The 20,096-nt window shown below is 59.9% G+C and carries 14 protein-coding genes and 1 pseudogene; 4 read left to right on the top strand and 11 right to left on the bottom strand.

The features are described from left to right. Positions 1 to 123: 123 nt before the first annotated feature. The 11 genes and pseudogenes from ABH912_RS14265 to ABH912_RS14215 all read right to left on the bottom strand — a co-directional run bounded on the left by ABH912_RS14265 (position 124) and on the right by ABH912_RS14215 (position 15,858). On the bottom strand, positions 124 to 3,150 hold the full coding sequence (locus ABH912_RS14265) for a multidrug efflux RND transporter permease subunit (RefSeq protein ID WP_429510953.1): 3,027 nt from the start codon (positions 3,148 to 3,150) through the stop codon (positions 124 to 126). Between the two features lie 13 nt (positions 3,151 to 3,163). Then, on the bottom strand, positions 3,164 to 4,312 hold the full coding sequence (locus tag ABH912_RS14260) for an efflux RND transporter periplasmic adaptor subunit (RefSeq protein WP_429510952.1): 1,149 nt from the start codon (positions 4,310 to 4,312) through the stop codon (positions 3,164 to 3,166). Between the two features lie 250 nt (positions 4,313 to 4,562). After that, positions 4,563 to 5,660 (bottom strand): DUF1513 domain-containing protein, encoded by a 1,098-nt coding sequence (locus tag ABH912_RS14255; protein WP_429510951.1) that lies wholly within the window; start codon positions 5,658 to 5,660, stop codon positions 4,563 to 4,565. A 14-nt stretch (positions 5,661 to 5,674) separates the two neighbouring features. Beyond that, complete coding sequence (locus ABH912_RS14250) at positions 5,675 to 6,739, bottom strand: imelysin family protein (RefSeq protein ID WP_429510950.1); 1,065 nt, start codon at positions 6,737 to 6,739, stop codon at positions 5,675 to 5,677. Positions 6,740 to 6,765: 26 nt separating this feature from the next. After that, a complete protein-coding gene (locus ABH912_RS14245; protein WP_429510949.1) occupies positions 6,766 to 8,193 on the bottom strand; it encodes a di-heme oxidoredictase family protein in 1,428 nt (475 codons plus the stop codon). 189 nt (positions 8,194 to 8,382) lie between these two features. After that, positions 8,383 to 9,729, bottom strand: coding sequence for an imelysin family protein (locus ABH912_RS14240; protein WP_429510948.1), 1,347 nt, complete (start codon positions 9,727 to 9,729; stop codon positions 8,383 to 8,385). 209 nt (positions 9,730 to 9,938) lie between these two features. After that, positions 9,939 to 11,990, bottom strand: coding sequence for a putative bifunctional diguanylate cyclase/phosphodiesterase (locus tag ABH912_RS14235; protein ID WP_429510947.1), 2,052 nt, complete (start codon positions 11,988 to 11,990; stop codon positions 9,939 to 9,941). A gap of 700 nt (positions 11,991 to 12,690) precedes the next feature. After that, positions 12,691 to 13,652, bottom strand: a pseudogene (locus ABH912_RS14230) (IS110 family transposase). Between the two features lie 421 nt (positions 13,653 to 14,073). After that, a complete protein-coding gene (locus ABH912_RS14225; RefSeq protein WP_008156084.1) occupies positions 14,074 to 14,670 on the bottom strand; it encodes a superoxide dismutase in 597 nt (198 codons plus the stop codon). A 176-nt stretch (positions 14,671 to 14,846) separates the two neighbouring features. After that, positions 14,847 to 15,449: a LysE/ArgO family amino acid transporter gene (locus ABH912_RS14220; protein WP_429510946.1), complete on the bottom strand. Its 603-nt coding sequence runs from the start codon at positions 15,447 to 15,449 to the stop codon at positions 14,847 to 14,849. Between the two features lie 7 nt (positions 15,450 to 15,456). After that, on the bottom strand, positions 15,457 to 15,858 hold the full coding sequence (locus ABH912_RS14215) for an ACT domain-containing protein (protein ID WP_033057513.1): 402 nt from the start codon (positions 15,856 to 15,858) through the stop codon (positions 15,457 to 15,459). A gap of 96 nt (positions 15,859 to 15,954) precedes the next feature. Between ABH912_RS14215 and ABH912_RS14210 the strand changes: the two genes are divergently transcribed. From ABH912_RS14210 to ABH912_RS14195, 4 genes are all read left to right on the top strand, one after another. Continuing rightward, positions 15,955 to 16,848, top strand: coding sequence for a LysR family transcriptional regulator ArgP (locus ABH912_RS14210; protein ID WP_008156078.1), 894 nt, complete (start codon positions 15,955 to 15,957; stop codon positions 16,846 to 16,848). A gap of 54 nt (positions 16,849 to 16,902) precedes the next feature. Then, positions 16,903 to 17,895 carry an NAD-dependent epimerase/dehydratase family protein gene (locus ABH912_RS14205; RefSeq protein WP_033057516.1) on the top strand — a complete coding sequence of 331 codons (993 nt, stop codon included), beginning with the start codon at positions 16,903 to 16,905 and terminating at the stop codon, positions 17,893 to 17,895. 118 nt (positions 17,896 to 18,013) lie between these two features. Beyond that, positions 18,014 to 18,886 carry an ATPase gene (locus ABH912_RS14200; protein WP_429510945.1) on the top strand — a complete coding sequence of 291 codons (873 nt, stop codon included), beginning with the start codon at positions 18,014 to 18,016 and terminating at the stop codon, positions 18,884 to 18,886. A gap of 279 nt (positions 18,887 to 19,165) precedes the next feature. Beyond that, the gene (locus ABH912_RS14195; RefSeq protein WP_429510944.1) at positions 19,166 to 20,014 is read left to right on the top strand and encodes a cache domain-containing protein; all 849 of its coding nucleotides are present in this window, start codon (positions 19,166 to 19,168) and stop codon (positions 20,012 to 20,014) included. Positions 20,015 to 20,096 lie beyond the last annotated feature (82 nt).

Raw genomic sequence — 20,096 nt, 5'->3', positions numbered from 1 at the left:
AAGGCCTCGCTAATGCGAGGCCTTTTTTTAGATTGCAAGATCAAAAGATCGCAGCCTTCGGCAGCTCCTACATTGAATGGGGTACACCCTGTAGGAGCTGCCGAAGGCTGCGATCTTTTGATTTCAGGGTTTATCGGGTTTTGCCAAAAGCGTGTACACACACGGCAGCACAAACAGCGTAAACAGCGTCCCGATCGACATCCCCGTGGCGATTACCGTGCCGATGTCGAACCGGCTGACGGCGCCCGCCCCCGTGGCGATGATCAACGGCACCATGCCGAACACCATTGCAGCAGTGGTCATCAACACCGGACGCAGACGAATGGCCGCCGCTTCCTCCACGGCCTCGCGCGGCGTCAGGCCTTTGTCCTTGCGTAACTGGTTGGCGAATTCGACGATCAGGATTCCGTGTTTGCTGATCAGCCCGATCAACGTCACCAGGCCGACCTGGGTGTAGATGTTCATGCTCGACCAGCCGAGGAACAGCGGGATCAACGCGCCACAGATCGACAAGGGGACGGTCACCAGAATCACCAGCGGATCGCGAAAGCTTTCGAACTGGGCGGCCAGTACCAGGAAAATGATCGCCAGCGCCAGGGCGAAGGTGACCCACAGCGCACTGCCTTCCTGGACGTATTGCCGGGATGCTCCGGCATAGTCGAAGGCATAACCCACCGGCGCCTCTTCCCGAGCGATCTGGCGCACGGTGTCGATGGCTTCACCCATGCTGACCAGCGGCACCCCGGACAGGATGGCCGAGTTGAGTTGCTGGAACTGATTCAATTGCCGTGGACGCGCCCGGTCAGTCACGGTGATCAGGGTCGACAGGGCCAGCAGTTCGCCTTGGGTGTTCTTGACGTAATAATTGTTCAGCCAGTTGGGGTTATCTCGGAAGGGCCGTTCGACCTGCGCGATGACTTTGTAGCTGCGGCCTTCGATGGTGAAGCGGTTGATCTCCGCCTCACCCAGCAACGTCGCGAGCGTCCCGCCCAGGTCCTGCATGGAAACACCCATCTGTGCGGCCTTGCCGCGATCGATATCCACCACCACTTCAGGTTTGTCGAACGCCAGGTCGAGGTCGACGAAGGCGAACTTGCCGGATTCCATTGCCCGCTTTTTCACTCGGTCGGTCACTTGCAGCAGCGACTCGTAATCGTTGGCGGAGTTGATGACGAACTGAAACGGCAGCCCCTCGCCGGTGCCCGGCAGGGAGGGCAGGTTGAAGCCGAAGATCTGCAGCCCGGATATGCTCTCCAGTTTGCGCTGGACCTCGGGCAGGATTTGCATCTGAGTGCGGCTGCGTTCGTTCCACGGTTTGAGCAGGAAGCCACCGATCCCCGATTGCACGCCGTTGAAGCCATTGATCTGGAACGACGAGTAGTACTCGGGAAACGTCTTGAAGATCGTGACGAACTCGTCGGTGTAGCTGCTCAGGTAGTCGAGGTTGGCCGGTTGCGGGGCGTTGGCCATCATGAAAATGACGCCCTGGTCCTCGTCCGGCGCCAGTTCCGACTTGGTGAACGTGAGCAGCACCGGAATCAGGCACAGCACGATCACCGCGAACACCAGCACCACCGGCCGGGTGTTGAGGGTGCCGTGGAGCATGCTTTGGTAACGGCGCTTGAGGCCTTCGAAAATCAGGTCCAGGCGATGGGCCAGACCGCTGGGGTTTTCGTCGTGACGCAGCAGGAAGGCGCACATCATCGGCGACAGGGTCAGGGCGACGATGCCGGAGATCACCACCGCGCCGGCCAGCGTCAGGGCGAACTCCTTGAACAGCGCCCCCGTGAGCCCCGTCAGGAAGCCGATCGGCGCATAGACCGCCGCCAGGGTGATGGTCATCGAGACCACCGGCATGGCGATTTCCCGGGCGCCTTCGATGGCCGCATCCAGCGGCGTCTTGCCTTCTTCGATGTGCCGGTGGATGTTTTCCACCACCACAATGGCGTCGTCCACCACCAGGCCGATGGCCAATACCATCGCCAGCAATGTCAGCAGATTGATCGAGTAGCCCATCATCTGCATGAAGAACATCACGCCGATCATCGACAACGGGATGGTGACCACCGGGATCACCACCGAACGCAGTGCGCCGAGGAACAGGAACACCACCACGATGACGATCAGCACCGCCTCGAACAATGTTTTGATCACCTCGTTGATCGAGGCCTGGATGAACAGCGTGGCGTCGTAGGCGATTTCACCTTTGAGGTTCGGCGGAAGCTGGGCTTCCAGCTCCGGCATGATCTTGCGCACTTCCCTGATCACGTCCAGCGGGTTGGCGCCGGGCGTGGCCTTGATGCCGATGTACACCGAAGGGGTGCCGCCGAAGGAGCTGATCGAATCGTAGTTTTCCGCACCCATTTCAACCCGCGCCACATCGCTGAGCAGTACACGACTGTCGCCCTCGACTTTGAGCGGAATCGCGGCAAAGGCTTCGGCGGACTTGAGCTCGGTATTGGCGTTGATGCTGGTGACGACGTACTCGCCTTTCACTTCGCCGGCGGCGGAAAGGAAGTTGTATTTGCGCACGGCATCGGTCACGTCGCTGGCACTCAGGCCGAAACCGGCGAGCTTGACCGGGTCCAGCCACAGACGCATGGCGAACACCTGGTTGCCGAGAATCTCGGCTTCGGCCATGCCCGGCAGAGTCGCCAGTTTCGGCTGGATGACCCGCGACAGGTAGTCGGTAATTTGCGGGTTGCTCAGCTCCTTGCTGAAGAAACTGATGTACATCAGCGCCGAGGCGTCGGCGGCTTCCTTGCTCAATACCGGGTCTTCGGCGTCCTGGGGCAGTTGGTTCTTCACCTCGTTGGCCTTGGCCAGCAGTTCGGTGAACAGGCGGTCACTGTTGGAGCCGATGCGCGCGTAGATCGAGATCACCGAGAAGTTCTGGCGACTGACCGAGGTCATGTAGTCGATGCCCTCGGCACTGGCCAGACTTTGTTGCATCGGTTGGGTGATGTAGCCCTGAATGGTTTCGGCGTTGGCCCCGGGGTAAGCGGTGGTCACCGTGATCAGGGCGTTTTCCATTTGTGGGTATTGGCGCAGCGGCAACTTGCTCCAGGCCTGGAAGCCCAGCAGCACAATCAACAGGCTGACCACGGTGGCGAGCACCGGGCGGCGGATGAACGGGTCGGTAAAAGCCATGGGGGTTCCTTGATCAGTCCGCGCGCGGCGGGCTGTTCTTCTCGGCTAAGGTCTTGTCGTCGCTGATCGCAATGTGTGCGCCGTTGTCCAGTTTGATCTGGCCGGCCGTGACCACTTTTTCGCCGTTCTGCACGCCTTTGGTGATCATCACTTGCCCATCGCGGCGCTCGCCGGTTTCGATGAAACGCCGTTCGGCGATCAGGATCGGTTGGCCCTTGTCGTCTTTTTCCAGGCTGCCGTCTTCGGCTTTTTTCTGCGCGACGACATAGAGTGAGTTGCCGTACAGCGTGTAAGTGATCGCACTTTCCGGCACGACGATGCGCGGCTGTGGGTCGGGCAACAACACTTGCAGGCTGGCGAACATGCCCGGTAGCAGTTTGCCGTCGGGATTGGCCAGGGTCGCGCGGACCTGGACGTTGCGCGTGCTGTTTTCGACTTTCGGGTTGATCGCGCTGATGGTGCCGGGGAAGGTTTGTGTCGGGTAGGCCGCGACAACGATCTGTACCGGTTGGCCGAGGGCGATCTTCGGTACCGACTGCTCGGGCACGAAGAAGTCTACGTAGAGGCTGCTGAGGTCTTGCAGGGTGGCAATCATGGTGCCGCTGGCGAGATAGTCACCGACGTCCACCTGACGAATGCCGATGGTCCCGCTGAACGGTGCGAGCAAGCGTTTTTTGGCCAGCGCCGCCTTGAGCTGATTAACCGTGGCCTGGCTCTTTTTCAACACCGCCGAGAGCCGGTCGAATTCGCCTTTTGAAATGGCCCGGCTGCCGACCAATTGGCTGCCGCGACCGTAATCGAGCTGCGCCAGACCCAGGTCCGCCTGAGCGGTTTCGAGCAGGGCGGTTTCCACCACGCTATCAAGTTGCAGCAGCGGTTGGCCGACCTTGACCTTCTGCCCTGACTCGAACCGCAAATCGATGACGGTGCCGTCGGTCTCCAGGCTCAGGTCGACCCCTTGCAGCGCCTTCAAGGTGCCGACGGTGGGCAGGCGGGCTTGCCACGGCCGTTCGGTGGCCGTGGCCACGGCGACACTGATCGCTGGTTTCGGCACAGCAAAGCCCTGAATCATCGTATAGATGGAGAAGGCTTTGTAACCGCCCAGAACCAGCACGATCAGCAAAACAACACCCAACATGATCAGCATGCGGCGACGCAGCATATTTCCACTTCCTTGGAGAAAATCAGGTGACACAGTCGGGCACATTACTCCGAGTCAGAGGGGGTTTCCAACTGGCAGAACTTACAGGTAGGCCTGCATGTCAGCGCGGACGGGATGGAACACAAACCTGTGGCGAGGGAGCTTGCTCCCGCTGGACTGCGTAGCAGTCCCTTTTTTCAGGGCCGCTGCGCAGCCCGGCGGGAGCAAGCTCCCTCGCCACAGGGAAAAACCTCCAGCAGGAGAGGCAAGGTCAAATGAGGTGAAGGTGGTTGTCCCAGAGCCCTGCGGGTAGATCGAGGGGTTTTGCAACAAGGCTTGTCTGGCGGCAGTCGTAAAACCGGCAGCGTCCTTGACCCGAGGTCACGACAAAGCCATCGGCTACCGCGCCGACCCCGGCGCAATCGGGAAGCGGCGCGTCCAGGCGCACTTCACCGCTGTCCAGGTCCCAGATGAAAAAGCGGTTGCCCCGGGGCGCGGTCAACGCCACCAGGCGCAGTTCGCTGTGCACCGCGACGCTGGCGGTGTAATGCCCCATGGCCTGCAACTGATGCTCAGGCACCGGAAAGGCCACGAACGGCTGGCCGGGCCGCTTGATCGCCAGCAGCTCCGACGACTCGTGAGACGGCCCCATGAACTGCTGGCCGGCGACGATGGTGCCGTCGCTGGCAATCCCCAAATGACGCACGCTGTTCATCTGCTGGGCGAGGGTTTCCTTGCTTAGCAGGGTGCCATCGCGCTGCATCAGGACCAGGCTCGGTTCCATGGCGTCGAGGTTCATCTCGACGCGGCTTTCGGCCTCGGTGCGAATGCCGCCATTGGCCACCACCAGAGTTTCGCCATCGGGCATCCACGACACCTGATGCGGGCCGACGCCGTGGGTCGACATCTCGCCGCTGTGCACCAGCCGCTCGCCTTCGAACTTATACACACCGAGCAAGCCGCGACCCGGGTCGGAGGTGTCGTTCTCGGTGGCGTACAGCCAGTCGCCGCTTTTGTGAATTACTGCGTGACCATAGAAATGCCGGTTCGGCAGCGAGGTCACGGTTTGCAGCAACGTGCCGTCGCGCAGGTCGATCAAGTAACTCTCGGTGCCCGGACGACGGGCGACGAACAGCGCAATCGGCAGCATCGGATGGTTGATGATGTCGTGGCAACGCTGGCCGACCTGGGTGGCAAACACCCGGGTGCCGTCCAGCCGATAACCGACGGCGTAGTGCTTGCCGTCGGTATCGTCCCGCGCCGAGAGCAGCAGCGGGCTTTTGTCCTTTTGCTTGAACAGCGTCCAGCCGCCCAGTGTCACCGCACCCAGCAGCAAACTACCTAACGTCAAAGCCTGGCGTCGCAGCATGGAACTTGCCCTCATCAGTCACCGTCGTTGGCGTTGAAGCCCAGTTGGATGCCCAGCGCCTTGGCCAGTTCGCCTTCGTGCAGGCGGTGGACGACGTTGAGGCCGTCGTAGAGGTCGTTGAGTTGCTGGCGACCGGCATCGTCATTGAGCATTTCAGTCAGCGAGCGCTGGTTGCTGGCGAACAGTTTCAGGGCCGCGGCGTAAGCGGCGTCGATCTTGTCGGCCAAGGGTTTCTGCTCGCTCGGCAACAGGCCGCGCAGGCCTTTGTTGTCGACGCCTTCCCATACTGTTTTGGCGGCGGCGAGACTGGCTTCGAGGCCGGTCAGGGACGACTTGCTGCGCCATGCATCGGCCTGGAACGGCTGTGGCACACCCTTCGTCTGACGGCCCATCGGCGTGCCGAGTTTTTTCTTCAGGGTGTCGAGGGCGGTGACTTGCACACGTAGCAGGTCGGCGATGGCTTCGTGGGAATCGGCGTAGCGCTGGTTCGGGAATTTGCTCAATTGCGCGAGCATGCCGTCGGTGTTGTTCCAGGTTTTCAGGATCTCTTCGGCCAGCTGTTTCTGACGCTCGCCAATCGCGATCAGCAGCGGGCAGTACTTGGCTTTCTGTTCAGCGTTGGCCACATCAGGCTTGCTGTCGAACAGGATGTATTCGTAGGCGGAAAGGCCTTGAACCACAACGCTGGACTTGGCCAAGGCAGCGGCGTCGATCTGCGGCTGCGCGGTGACCAGTTGTTCGACCTGACGGCCGACGAGGTTTTTCTTGTCCGGCCAGAACTGCACCTGCCAGGCGCGATTGCCTTCGGCCAGCGGCCCGATCAGCAGCGGTTGCAGCTCGGCCCAGGCTTTCTGCGCGTGCAGGAAGTCGGCGCGAGCGGTCTCGAGGTTTTCCTTGCCTTCGCAGTAGGACAACGCACTGACGGCCAGTTGGCGATCGGCTTCAACCCAGCGCGTGTAGGTTGGCAGGATCACCGACTTGGCGATGGCTGCTGAGGTAACGGCCTGCGGATCCTGAGGCGAACAGGCGCCCAAGGCTAGCGCGGCAAGGCTGGTGAACAACAATTTGGGACGGAACATGTCGGGCTCCCGCTATGGAATACGTATTAAAGGGAATTCAAAAACGCCAGCAACGCAGCGCGCTGTTCGGCATTGAAAGACAAAACCTGTTGCTGCGCCGCTGCGGCTTCGCCGCCATGCCAGAGCACGGCTTCGAGCAGATTGCGGGCGCGGCCATCGTGCAAAAACTGGGTGTGCCCACTGACCGCCTGCGTCAGGCCAATGCCCCACAACGGCGGGGTGCGCCAGTCGCGGCCACTGGCCTGGAATTCGGTACGGTTGTCGGCCAGACCGTCGCCCATGTCATGCAGCAGCAGATCGCTGTAAGGGCGAATCACTTGATTGGCCAGTTCAGGTTCTGCGGCGTTGGCGGCGGTGGTGTATTTCGGGGTGTGACAGGACTGGCATCCAGCCTGGAAAAACAGAGTCTTGCCGGCCAGCACCTCGGGGGCGCTGACATCGCGGCGGGCCGGTACGGCGAGGTTACGGCTGTAGAACAGCACCAGACGCAGGATGTTATCGCTGACTTCCGGCTCGCCATCCGGGCCATTGCCGTTGGGCGCTTGCTTGCAGGCGGTTTGCGCGGCGGTGCAGTCGTCGACGGGTCTCAGGCTGGTGGTGAGGCCCATGTCACCGGAAAACGCATGAACATTTTGCTGATTGAGGTTGGGTTGGCCAGCCTTCCAGCCAAATCGTCCGAGGACGGTTTTTTGCTGCGCGTCATCCCAGACCCGGTTCGGGCGTCCAGCGATACCGTTTTTGTCTTTTGCCTGAGCCTCGGCATTGGCCAGGATCGCCGCGTCGGGAATCGCTTCGAGCAAGCCCAGGCCAATCATCGGTGGAGCGACCCGGGCCGAGAAACGCGTGTCAGGGTGCATCGGACCATAGCCGAGCTGGGTGATGTTCAAGCTTGGCTTGCGCAACTCGACTTCGGTGCCGTCCTTGAAGCGAATCGGAACGGGCGAGTAATCGACCCGCACTTTGCCTTCCGGCACGACACCCGGCACAGACATGTCCTGGAGTTGTCCGCCGTAGACCGGCTCCGGGACGACACCGAGCTGCTCGATGACGTTGGCATAGGCCGGCGCATCGGGAATCGACAGGCGTACCAGCATCGACACGGCGTTCTGCGCATCAGGCGTGGGCGGATGACCTCGTCCGTCCTTGATGTGGCAGCCCTGGCACGCGTTGGTGTTGAACAACGGCCCGAGTCCGTCCCTGGCGGTGGTGGTCGACGGCGCGATCACCCAGGGGTTACGGAAAAAGCTGTTGCCGACACTGAAGTCAACGCGCCGTGAGGGTGGCAGGTTGGCGGACGGCAGGGAAAATGAGTTCTGATCGGTCTTGCGCACAGTTGCGCTGCCACCGGACCGGGCTTCACCGGGTTCGGCTTGGGTAAAACGCGGGGCGTCATCGCAGGCACTCAGGCCCAGGGCCAGAAACAGTGCGGACAAGCGAAGAGGCAGCGAGGGCATCGGACATCCTGCAAGACGAGCAAAACAAGGGGCGCAAAGTCTAACAGGGCAGGGGAGTTTGAATAAGAGGAATTATCGTTTGGTTGATGTGGAGCATTTTTTCTGGGCACCCACAACCCTGTGGGATTGCATTCAGGCGGGTATGAAAAAGGCGACCCGAAGGTCGCCTTTTTATTCAGCCAGCGTTGATCAGAACTCGTGATCAGCGTTGTCCGGGTTCAGGTCGCTGATGCCCAGTTTGCCAGCGGCGGCTTCGATCGAACCGGTCTGCTTGACCAGGGAAGCGATAGCGTCGCGGACGATCTGGTTACCAGCGGTGTTGCCGGCGGCGATCAGCTGGTCGTAGTGCTCACCCTTGTTGGCGTGATCGACCATGATCTGGATTTTGGCTTCGGTGGCGGCCAGGTCGGCTTTGAGCGCGGTGTCGGCAGCCGGGTCGGCTTTGGCCACCAGGGACGACAGGCTGGCGCCGGTCATTTTGGTGCCGTCGACCCGGGTGTATTCGCCCAGGTACACGTTCCGAATGCCTTTGGCATCGTAGAAGTGCGAGTTGTGGGTGTTGTCGCTGAAGCAATCCTGTTCGTCTTCCGGGGAGTTCGCTTCCAGGGAAACCTTCATGCGCTCGCCCGCCAGTTCGCCCAAGGACAGGCTGCCCATGCCGAACAGCATTTTGCGCAGGCCGGATTCAGCTGGCTCGGCTTCCAGGGTGGCGCGGTAGTTGTCGGCCACGTTCGGCTTCCAGTTACCGACCATTTCTTCCAGGTCGCTGACCAGCAATTGGGTCACGGACTTCAGATAAGCGCGACGGCGATCGTTATGACCGCCGGTTGCGCCTTTGCCTTCCAGGTAGTCGGAAGCAGGACGGTTGCCGGCGCCAGGGCCGGTGCCGTTCAAGTCCTGGCCCCAGAGCAGGAATTCGATGGCGTGGTAGCCGGTGGCGACGTTGGCCTCGGAACCACCCAGCTCGTTCAGGCTGGCAAGTTTTGCCGGGGTGATGTCTTTCACGTCGACCTTGTCTTCGCCAACCTGAACCTGGGTGTTGGCGATGATGTTGGCCGTGGCGCCCGGGTTACCCAGTGCGTGCTCGTAGGATTTGTCGACGTAGTCGATCAGGCCTTCGTCCAGTGGCCAGGAATTCACCTGACCTTCCCAGTCGTCGATGATGGTGTTGCCGAAGCGGAACACTTCGCTCTGCAGGTAAGGAACGCGGGCAGCGATCCAGGCAGCCTTGGCAGCTTTCAGGGTGTCGGCGTTCGGCTTGGCGAGGAAGTCGTCGACGGCGGTTTGCAGGGTCTTCGCGGTGGATTCGGCATCGCTGTAAACGGCGAAGACGATGTCGGCGTAATGCGCGACAACGGCTTTGGCGGCGGCTTCGTCGACTTTACTGGTAGCGGCAGGTGCAACGGCCGGGGCCGTGGTGCTGGCGGCCGGAGTCGGCGTCTGCGCAGCGGCAGCTTTGTCTTTACCTTCGCCACAACCGGCGAGGGAAATAGCGATGGCCAACAGACTGGCGGTAGCCAGAGGCATACGAATCATGGCGAACATCCTGCTTCGAGAGAGGGTGGAGAGGCGCAGCAAGCGCGCAAAACTGCGACATAATGCAAATCTTTCGCATTATGTGTAAAGGGTTGTGGTTGTAAATATTTCTTATTCAGGCGGGAGTTGTGTCGTGGATCAAGAGATCGCAGCCTCGTTTCACTCGACAGCTGCTACCGAGTGAAACGAGGCTGCGATTTCTCGATCTTTTACAAAATGGCCGCGTTACTGCGCTGGGCCTGTTTCAGGTACGCGCTCAATTCCCGCGCCGGCAGCGGCTTGCTGTAGAGATAGCCCTGACCTTCGTGACAGCCCTCGGAGATGATGTAGGCCTCTTGCTCGGGGGTTTCCACGCCTTCGGCAATCACCTGCATGCCCAGGCTCTTGCCCAGCTGGATGATGGCTCGAACGATGGTCGCATCGTCGTCGTCATCGAGTAGATCCTGAACGAAGCTCTTGTCGATCTTGATTTTGTCCAGCGGCAGGCTTTTCAGATAGCTCAGTGACGAGTAACCGGTGCCGAAGTCGTCGATCGCGATCAGCGCACCGGAGCGGCGCAGGCTCAGCAGATGCTGGGCGGCAGTGCTGATGTCTTCCATCAGGCCGGTTTCGGTGACTTCCAGCTCCAGGCTGCGCGGTGGCAGGCGATACATCTGCAGGAGGTTGTTGACCACCCGCGGCAACTCGGCGTGGTGCAGCTGCACCGTGGACAGATTCACCGCCATGCGCAGGTCGGCGAAACCCTGGTCATGCCAGTCGCGCAATTGTTTGCACGCCTGATCCAGGACCCATTCGCCGATGGCGATGATGGTGCCGTTCTGTTCGGCCAGGGGGATGAACAAGTCCGGCGGAACCAGTCCGTGCTCGGGATGCTGCCAGCGAATCAGCGCCTCGACACCCACTACCCGGTGATCGCGATAGCTGATCTGCGGCTGGTAGACGAGATAGAACTGGCCACGGACCAGGGCGTCGCGCAGGTCTTTCTCCAGCTCGCGACGGCGGCGCATCTCGGTGTCGACGCTGGCGATATAGAACTGATAACGGTTGCGCGAGCGAGTCTTGGCCAGGGTCATGGTCTGCTCGGCTTTTTGCAGCAGTTTCTCGGTGCTGTCACCGTCCTCGGGGAACAGGGTGATGCCGATGGTGGCGCGCAGGCGAATCTCCTGATGATCGAGGGCAAATGCCGCTTCCAGGTCATCGAGAATGCTTTGGGCCAGTTCGGCCGCTTCGTAGGGTTGTTCGATGTCGGCCTGAACCAGGGCGAACTGGTCGCCGCCGAGGCGGGCGAGGGCGCCAAGGCGTCCACTGTGAGCTCGCAGGCGATCGGCCAGGGCCAGCAGCAGTTGGTCGCCGGTCTGGTAGCTGAATTGTTCGTTGATGCCCTTGAAGTCATCCAGGCCGACCACCAATACCGCGACCCGTCGTTGCAACTTGCCGGCGTCTACCAGGATTTTGTCCAGTTGCTGCTGTAGTTGCTGGCGGTTCGGCAGGCCGGTGAGGAAGTCGTACTGGGCCATGCGTAGCAGGCTGTTTTCCGCTTCGTGGCGCAAATGGGTGTTGCGCTCGATGGACTCGAGCAACTGGTTGGCGGTGTTGATCCAGATCCCCAGTTCGTTCTTTTCATGCCCCTTGAGCAGCGGGATTTTGTGTTCGCTGGGGCGATCCGGATTGATTTCCGTGAGGTGCTCGATGATCCGCGACAGCGGCTTGGTCAGCAGCCAGTGATAGACCAGGTACAGCACCAACCCCATGGCCATCGCACGCAACACGCCGGAGATGAAGATGATCACCGAACTGATGATGAAACCCTGGCCATAGGTGGCGGTGTCGAGGGTAATGCTCAAGTCGCCGTAATACTCGCTGTAAGGGCCGCGACCCACCAGTTGGGTGGTGAAGGTGCGTTCCTTGCCGAGGATCACGTCGGTCAGCCAACGACTGTCGGAATGCTGCAGCTCGCGAGCCTTTTGCGCGAGCATGGCTTCGTTGGGATGGCCAATGGAGGCCTTGCGCACAGCGTCGTCCTGAAACAGGCCTTCGATAACCTGCATACCCATTTCCCGGTCCAGGCTGTAGACGGCCTGGGTCGAGGGGTCGCGGAACATGTCGAGGATGCGTTGGGCATCGCTGGCCACGGCCTGGCGTGTTTTATAGGCATCGAAAACGATCTGCGCGCAGCTCAAGACCACGCCGACGATCAATGCCGACAGGAGCACGACCCGAAGCAACTTCACCGACAAGCTGTTCTTGAGTTCCAGCTTCAAAGAGTCATTCCTTGTTCCGTGCGGGTAGCGTCAAGTTGCCATGAGTATTGGCAATCCGGTGATGGCAGTCAAAGGGACAATCAATCACATGGGGTTTTGCCTGTAGCTTGGCTGAAATGCTGTCGTCTGGAGTATTTGCGCTATTCGTACTGTGTCGGTTGTTGGGGCCTTCAACTTGAGGGGGATTTGGACATATTTTCCGTTTGGTTGATGTTAGACGGCTGTGGCGTTGGGGCAAGGGTTCGCTGTGGGGATTTGGTCTGGTGTGTATATCCGTTGCTGCGGTAACGGCGGCTTAGGGTTTCGCCCTTACGGCGAGTCCCTTTTGGCAAACGCCCCAAAAGGAACCAAAAGGTCTCGCCCCGAGCGTCCGGCCCCTCGCTTAGGCTCGGCGTTCCTTCGTTCCGGTATCCATCCGGGGACACTGCCCTCCGGTCTGCTTCGCTACGACCTACATGCAGCGTGTTCGACTGCGTCGAACGGCGCTGCGCGCCACTCCCCGGATGCACACCTCCACTCAGCCTACCGAGGGGGCGGGTGGATCAAGATCAAAAGCTGAAGGCGAGCTAACGCTCGGCCTGTTGAGTGGTGAGAAGCCTCGGGTGTACACCGTCCCACTGTGGGAGTGAGCCTGCTCGCGATGGCGGCCTGACAGCCGACCATTTTCTTCCGGTCATACATCAATCCCCTGTGGGAGATTCTATGTTGCAGGGCAACCCTGCAACTTCAGGCCGGCTGGTATTCGCTCTGATTTTTCATCAGGGCAAATGCCACCCGACAGAGTTTCCGGGCAAGGGCCACCAATGCCTGGGTTTTCGAGAAGCCTCTTGCCAAATACGACTCGTAAAACGGTTTCCATTTAGCTGAGCGACAGGCTGCCATTGCGGCGTTGTAAGCCAACCGGCGTACTTCCGGATCCCCTTTTTTGCTCAGGTGCCGGGGGCCGTTCTTCTTCCCGGAGTCATCGACCGTAAGGTCCATCCCTAGAAACGCGATGAACGCATCACTATTGGCAAAATCACCGCGCATAAAGGTCGTCGCCAACCCGGTTGCAGTCAGTTCGCCAACACCTTCGATGGCTTTGCAGCGGTCGATATTCTCTTCAATTCCCGCCTCTTTGCTGACCTTGCGCAGCAGTTTCTGAATGGCCTGATCCGCTTGCTTGAAGGCCTTTTGCTGGGCGGCCTGCACTTTCTTCAACAAGGGTTCATTGGCCCAGCTCAGCATCAGGCCAGCATGGTTCTGGATCAGCGTTGCACGTCTGTGGAGCAGGCTTTTCAGCGAGGTGTAGGCCTTGGGTGGCGGGCTCCAGATCCGTAGTCCGTCTTGTTCGTTCGTCAAATAGCGCGCCAGCAGACGGGCATCGCAGGGATCGTTCTTGGCGCGCTGGCCGATGCCGCGGCGATAGTTGCTTACCCGATAAGCATCCACGACATAGACCTGGTGACCCATCGCATGGGCCAGCTCGACAGTGTCCAGGTGGTAGATGTTGGTGGCTTCAACGGCGATAGCGCTTTGGGCGGGCAATGTTTTAAGCCAGCGTTTAAGGGCTGTTCGATCGTTCTTGATGGCGTCAGTGGATTGCAGGTCGGAGCGATAGACAACTATTTCAGCCTTGGCGATATCGATGCCAACAACCGTCTGCGAAGTAAGGATTGTCATGACGAATCCTCGGAGCTAGGGTTTAAGAGCTTGTCGGGGTCTACCGTTGCGCTGGCTTGCCTCTATCGTCGGTTTTACCGATGAATTCCTTATCGGCGCTTTGGGTAGAAAGGGCGGGACGAGAAGTCTCCCACGGTCCGTACTGGCTAGAGTCGGAATCGAGCTTTTAGTCACGCCCACCCCTTCAAGTCTAAACATACAAGCGAGCTTGCTCGCGATGACGGCAGCACATTCAACATCTTTGTGACAGACAAACCGCTATCGCGAGCAAGCTCGCTCCCACAGGTACAGTGGTGTCCTTGTCGGAGCGAGCCGGCTCGAGGCAGCGATCCGACGAAGGCGGTCCAACTGCCGCCCCAAGACTTTCCCTAGTGCATAAAAAAACCCGGCAAAAGCCGGGTTTTTTTGACTGGCGTCGATCTTAAGCGGTGAAGGTTTTGCCTTCGAACTGCTCAGCCACGAATTTCCAGTTGACCAGGTTCCAGAACGCTTCGACGTATTTTGGACGAAGGTTGCGGTAGTCGATGTAGTAAGCGTGTTCCCAGACGTCGCAGGTCAGCAGCGGGGTGTCGCCGTTGGTCAGCGGGTTGCCGGCGCCGATGGTGCTGGCCAGGGCCAGGGAACCGTCAGCCTTTTTCACCAGCCAGCCCCAACCGGAACCGAAGGTGCCGATGGAAGTCTTGCTGAATTCTTCCTTGAACTTGTCGAACGAACCGAAGGCTGCGTTGATCGCCTCAGCCAGTGCGCCGGTTGGTTGACCGCCGGCGTTTGGCGCCAGGCAGTTCCAGTAGAAAGTGTGGTTCCAGACCTGAGCGGCGTTGTTGAAGATACCGCCGGAGGAAGATTTGACGATTTCTTCCAGAGTCTTGCCTTCGAACTCGGTGCCTGGCACCAGGTTGTTCAGGTTCACGACATAGGTGTTGTGGTGCTTGTCGTGGTGGTATTCCAGAGTTTCCTTGGAAATGTGCGGCTGCAGGGCATCGTGTGCGTAAGGCAGCGGCGGCAATTCGAAAGCCATGATGATTCTCCTAATCAGGTCAGTTGCGGTGAGCGCAAGGCCGATCACGGGCGGCCAGACAAGCGCCGGGGAGTTTGTACTCTTTGCGGCGCATCGGATCGGATCATAGCACCGGGGGTGCGGCATAACCACGCAACAACTGTGTGGAATAGAGGTTCCAGAGCCTTTTGGAATAATCAGCCTGCGGCGATTAATTGAAAGGCCACGGTAAACATCATCGCCGCCACCAGCATATCGAGAATTCTCCAGGTGCTCGGCCGGGCCAGCCACGGCGCTAACCATGCGGCGCCCAACGCCAGGGTGAAAAACCACAGCAACGACGCACTGGCCGCGCCCACGACATAAGCGCCGGGCTCTGTTTGTTGGGCACCGAGGGAGCCAATCAGCAACACGGTATCCAGATAAACGTGCGGGTTAAGCAGCGTGACGGCCAAAGCACTGAGCATCACTGCACGCAGCGAACGCACGGTCTGGTTTTCGCCTTGTTGCAGGCTCTGTTTCGAGCAGGCTCGACGCAACGCCAGGCTGCCATACCAAATCAGAAACACCGCGCCACCCCAACGGGCGACTGCCAGCAACGTCGGGTTCTGCGCCAGCACCGTCGCCAGGCCGAATACTCCGGCGGCCACCAGCAAGGCATCGCAGGTCACGCAAAGTGCCGCCACGGGCAGGTGATGTTCACGCCGAAGGCTCTGGGCCAACACAAACGCATTCTGAGTACCGATCGCCATGATCAGCCCCGCGGCCACCAACAGGCCGTTCACATAGCTTTGCCACATAAGATGTTTACTCCGCGTTGGCCGCCAGATCCCGCAGCACGTGCAGGGCGCGTTCGGCATCGGCCTGGCCGACGAATAAATGGTCGTGGTAATAGCCGGCGATCACGTTGCAGCTGATGCCCGCCTGGCCTAATGCCGTGGCGAACGCGGCGGTCAGGCCGACGGCTTCGAGGGCCGAGTGCACGTTCAAGGTGATCCAGGCCGCGACGTAATCGAAACTGAAACCCGCCTTCTCGGCGTGGGAACGTTCCAGAATCACCGTCAGACCTTCCTGCTCGCGAAAGCTGCCGACAATTTCAAGGCCTGCCGGCAACTTGCCGTCGCGCAGGGTGCAGAACACGTATTCGCCGACGTTGAGTTGCGGGCTCATGCTGCGCAGCAGGGTTGCCAATGAAGTTTCGCCAGCCATGTCGATGATCCTTGTTGAAGAGTTCTTGCTGGCCATTCTCCGGTGTCAGGCTGTATAAGAAAAACCAATCATGCTGATCGCTCATTAGGAAAACTGATGTTCGACTATAAATTGCTTTCTGCCTTGGCCGCGGTGGTCGAGCAGGCCGGGTTCGAACGTGCGGCTCAGGTGCTCGGCTTGTCGCAATCGGCAATCTCCCAGCGCATCAAATTGCTCGAGGCGCGGGTCGGCCAACCGGTGCTGGTGCGGGTGACACCGCCGGCCCCGACCGAAATCGGCCGACGGCTGCTCAACCATGTGCAGCAGGTGCGTCTGCTTGAACGGGACTTGCAAACACTGGTGCCGGCACTCGACGAAGAAGGCCTGCCGGAACGTCTGCGCATCGCCTTGAATGCCGACAGCCTCGCCACGTGGTGGGCCGTGGCGGTCGGGGATTTTTGCGCGGAACAACATTTGCTGCTCGATCTGGTGGTCGAAGACCAGACCGTCGGCCTCAAACGCATGCGCGCCGGTGAAGTCGCGGCGTGCGTCTGCGCCAGTGAGCGCCCGGTGGCCGGCGCGCGCAGCGTTTTGCTGGGGGCCATGCGCTACCGTGCGCTGGCCAGCCCGGCATTCATTGCCCGGCATTTTCCTGAAGGTGTGCGCGCCGATCTGTTGTCGAAAACCCCCGCGTTGGTGTTTGGCCCGGACGATTTCCTACAGCATCGCTACCTCGCGTCCCTCGGCGTCGATGGCGGATTCGAACACCATTTATGCCCCTCGTCCGAAGGCTTCATCCGCCTCACGGAAGCGGGACTCGGTTGGGGGCTGGTGCCTGAACTGCAGGTGCGCGAGCAACTGGAGCGCGGTGTATTGGTGGAACTTTTGCCCGATAAGCCGATTGATGTGCCGCTGTACTGGCATCATTGGCGCAATGGCGGTCAGTTGCTGGGGTTACTCACCGATCAGTTGGTGCGTTCGTCGAAGCAATGGCTGGTGCCGTTGGACTGACGGGCAGCGTCAAGACCTCACGCAATACGCAAAACGAAATATTCGGAGCAATTCATGAAGATTCTGGTTACCGGCGCAAGCGGCTTCATCGGCGGGCGCTTTGCGCGTTTCGCCCTGGAGCAGGGCCTGGACGTGCGGGTCAACGGTCGCCGGGCCGAAAGTGTGGAGCATCTGGTGCGCCGTGGCGCCGAGTTCATCCAGGGTGATTTGAGCGACCCGGAACTGGCACGCGACCTGTGCTCAGACGTTGAAGCCGTCGTGCATTGTGCCGGTGCGGTCGGTTTGTGGGGGCGTTATCAGGACTTCCATCAAGGCAATGTCCAGGTTACGGAAAACGTGGTCGAGGCCTGCCTGAAACAGCGGGTTCGGCGACTGGTGCACTTGTCGTCGCCGTCGATCTACTTCGATGGCCGCGATCATTTGGGGCTGACTGAAGAACAGGTGCCCAAGCGCTTCAAGCATCCCTACGCCGCGACCAAATACCTGGCCGAGCAAAAAGTTTTCGGCGCTCAGGAGTTCGGCCTCGAAACCCTGGCCCTGCGCCCGCGTTTCGTGACGGGGGCTGGCGACATGAGCATCTTCCCGCGGCTGCTGAACATGCAGCGTAAAGGACGGCTCGCGATCATCGGCAACGGCCTGAACAAGGTTGATTTCACCAGCGTGCAAAACCTCAATGAAGCGTTGCTCAGCAGTTTGCTGGCCAGTGGTTCGGCGTTGGGCAAGGCCTACAACATCAGCAACGGCGCGCCGGTTCCGCTGTGGGACGTGGTCAATTACGTGATGCGCAAGATGGAAGTCCCACAGGTCACGCGCTACCGTTCCTACGGCTTGGCCTACACCGTTGCGGCGCTCAACGAGGGGGTGTGCAAGTTGTGGCCGGGTCGTCCCGAACCGACCCTGTCGCGCCTGGGCATGCAGGTGATGAACAAAAACTTCACCCTGGACATCAGTCGCGCCCGGCATTATCTGGACTACGATCCAAAAGTCAGTCTCTGGACCGCCCTCGATGAATTCTGCGGCTGGTGGAAGGCCCAGGACATTCGCTGACGCATGGGTTAGTGCCGCATCACTGAACCGAGTTCGGGGTTGAGGGTCAATCGATGCGGCAGGGGGGGTTATACTGCGCCGCATCAAGCCATCACTGCGTTCCACAAAGGTTGACTCAATGTCCATGCGTAACGATGCCAACGACGACTTCGATGTACCGAGCCTGCGTGCCGACAGCCTCGACGACGATGATTTTCCGACCACCGCTCGCACCTCCGTGCATTCGCGGCCCGCGCCAGTCGTCAAAGTCAAAAGCCCGAGCACCGGCCCGCTGTGGGCGCTGGTCGGCGCCTTGTTCTTTGCGTTTGCAGGCCTTGCCTGGTGGAGCTTCCAGCAGCTTTCGCTGATGGAACAGCAATTGGTGGCGACCCAGGAAAGTTTCGCGCGTATCAGTGAAGAAGCGGCGGGGCGTTTGCAGGACATTTCCGGCAAGGTTGTCGCCAGTCAGACCAACGTCAGTAGCGACAGCGAAGCCTTGAAGCTGCAAATCAAACAGCTGGAAAGCAAGCTCCAGGATCAAAGCAAACAACAGCAAGGCGTTCTCGGCCAGACCACCGATCTGGACAAGCGTCTGGCGCAGATGACCGCCCAGACCACTGATCTGGACAAGCGTCTGGCGCAAATGACCGCTCAGACCACTGAGCAACAGACCGCCACCATTCAATTACAGGCTCAAGTCAAAGTCTTGAACAGCGATGTAGCCGTGCTGAAAAGCACCCCGGCGGACACGGAAAAATTCGACGCACAGCTAAAAAGCCTTGGCTCAGACATCGTTGCACTGAAGAAACAAGGCAACCCGAGCGCCGCCATCGAGCGTCTGGAGCAGGAAGTCATCATCCTCAAAAGCCAACAGGACAATCGCCCGGCCGCGACGGCAGGCGGGACGAATACCGCCGAGTTCGACGCCTTCCGTAGCCAGGTCACCCGCAACATCAACACCCTTCAGGCGCAGATCCAGAATTTGCAGCAGCAGCTGCGCGCCCGGCCTTGAGCCTTCAACCGGCCTGCGTAGCAGCTGTCGAGCCCCAGCGAGGCTGCGTTCGGCTGCGAAGCAGTCGTCAATTCGATTAACTCGGATTACCTGAAGCACCGCGTTGGTTGATTTACGACTGCTGCGCAGCCGAACGCAGCCTCGCTGGGGCTCGACAGCTGCTACAGGGCCGAATGCAGTTTTCGACAGCGGCTACACGCCCTGTGCTTTCCTGAATATTCGTACATAACCCCACGCCGTCTACGCTCTTGAAACACCAACAAGAACGAGGGATGCGCAATGGGGTTTTTGCATAGGTTGGCCTTGCTGGGCGTGATGCTTTTGCTGTGTCTTGGCCAGGTTCAAGCTGCCGGCACGGAAAAGGACGACAGCCAGGCTGCCAAAGCCTTGCTGGAAAAAGCCCTGGCGTACTACCACGACCATGGCGACAAGGCCTTCGCTGCTTTCAGTCGGCAGGGCGAGTTCGTCGACAAGGATCGTTACGTGTTCGTGGTCGACACCAAGGGCGTGATGCTCGCCAGCGGCGGGCCGTCTTCGGCGTTGATTGGTCGTGATGTGTCCGATGTGCTCGGGCCGGATGTGCAGAAAGCCTTCAAAGACGCCTTGAAAGTGCCGGAGGGCAATGGCATTCAGCAGGCCGAATACCGCTGGCAGAACTGGTCCGACGGCAAGGTCGAGCGCAAGCATGTGTTCTACCAGCGCGTCGGCCAACGGATCCTGGCGGTCGGTTACTACTTGCCACGGGCTTCAGCGGAACAGGCGATGGCGTTGCTGAACAAAGCGGCGGCCGATCTGGCCAAGGACGAAAAGGGCACGCTTACGGCCATCAACGCCCTCAAGGGCGGGTACTTGCAGGATGACCTGTACGTCTTCGTCGTCGACCTGAATAACCAGCGTTATGTCGCCCACGGCACCAACCTGCGGTTGATCAATACCGATTTCAGCAAGATCAAGGACCCGGAAGGTAAGCCGGTTGGCGAGCCGATCCTGGCGCTGATGGCCAAGCAGGACTACGGCGAATACGAATACCGTTGGAAAAACCCGGTGACCGGCAAGGTCGAGGACAAGCATGCCTACCTGAAAAAGGTCGGGCATTTTCTGGTGGCTGTCGGGTATTACAGCCCTTGAAGATCAAAAGATCGCAGCCTGCGGCAGCTCCTACAGTGGAATGTGTACACCCTTGTAGGAGCTGCCGCAGGCTGCGATCTTT

Origin of the sequence: Pseudomonas sp. BT76 TE3572 (genome assembly GCF_050435365.1) — a bacterium.
Lineage (GTDB): Bacteria > Pseudomonadota > Gammaproteobacteria > Pseudomonadales > Pseudomonadaceae > Aquipseudomonas > Aquipseudomonas fluorescens_W.
The sequence above is the reverse complement of the archived record's forward strand: the minus strand, read 5'-3'. Positions and strand labels throughout refer to the sequence as shown.

Excerpts from the sequence above, each read along its gene's own strand:
- ABH912_RS14265 (WP_429510953.1), bottom strand. The coding sequence starts at position 3,150 with ATGGCTTTTACCGACCCGTTCATCCGCCGCCCGGTGCTCGCCACCGTG.
- ABH912_RS14260 (WP_429510952.1), bottom strand. The coding sequence starts at position 4,312 with ATGCTGCGTCGCCGCATGCTGATCATGTTGGGTGTTGTTTTGCTGATC.
- ABH912_RS14255 (WP_429510951.1), bottom strand. The coding sequence starts at position 5,660 with ATGCTGCGACGCCAGGCTTTGACGTTAGGTAGTTTGCTGCTGGGTGCG.
- ABH912_RS14250 (WP_429510950.1), bottom strand. The coding sequence starts at position 6,739 with ATGTTCCGTCCCAAATTGTTGTTCACCAGCCTTGCCGCGCTAGCCTTG.
- ABH912_RS14245 (WP_429510949.1), bottom strand. The coding sequence starts at position 8,193 with ATGCCCTCGCTGCCTCTTCGCTTGTCCGCACTGTTTCTGGCCCTGGGC.
- ABH912_RS14240 (WP_429510948.1), bottom strand. The coding sequence starts at position 9,729 with ATGATTCGTATGCCTCTGGCTACCGCCAGTCTGTTGGCCATCGCTATT.
- ABH912_RS14225 (WP_008156084.1), bottom strand. The coding sequence starts at position 14,670 with ATGGCTTTCGAATTGCCGCCGCTGCCTTACGCACACGATGCCCTGCAG.
- ABH912_RS14220 (WP_429510946.1), bottom strand. The coding sequence starts at position 15,449 with ATGTGGCAAAGCTATGTGAACGGCCTGTTGGTGGCCGCGGGGCTGATC.
- ABH912_RS14215 (WP_033057513.1), bottom strand. The coding sequence starts at position 15,858 with ATGGCTGGCGAAACTTCATTGGCAACCCTGCTGCGCAGCATGAGCCCG.
- ABH912_RS14210 (WP_008156078.1), top strand. The coding sequence starts at position 15,955 with ATGTTCGACTATAAATTGCTTTCTGCCTTGGCCGCGGTGGTCGAGCAG.
- ABH912_RS14205 (WP_033057516.1), top strand. The coding sequence starts at position 16,903 with ATGAAGATTCTGGTTACCGGCGCAAGCGGCTTCATCGGCGGGCGCTTT.
- ABH912_RS14200 (WP_429510945.1), top strand. The coding sequence starts at position 18,014 with ATGTCCATGCGTAACGATGCCAACGACGACTTCGATGTACCGAGCCTG.
- ABH912_RS14195 (WP_429510944.1), top strand. The coding sequence starts at position 19,166 with ATGGGGTTTTTGCATAGGTTGGCCTTGCTGGGCGTGATGCTTTTGCTG.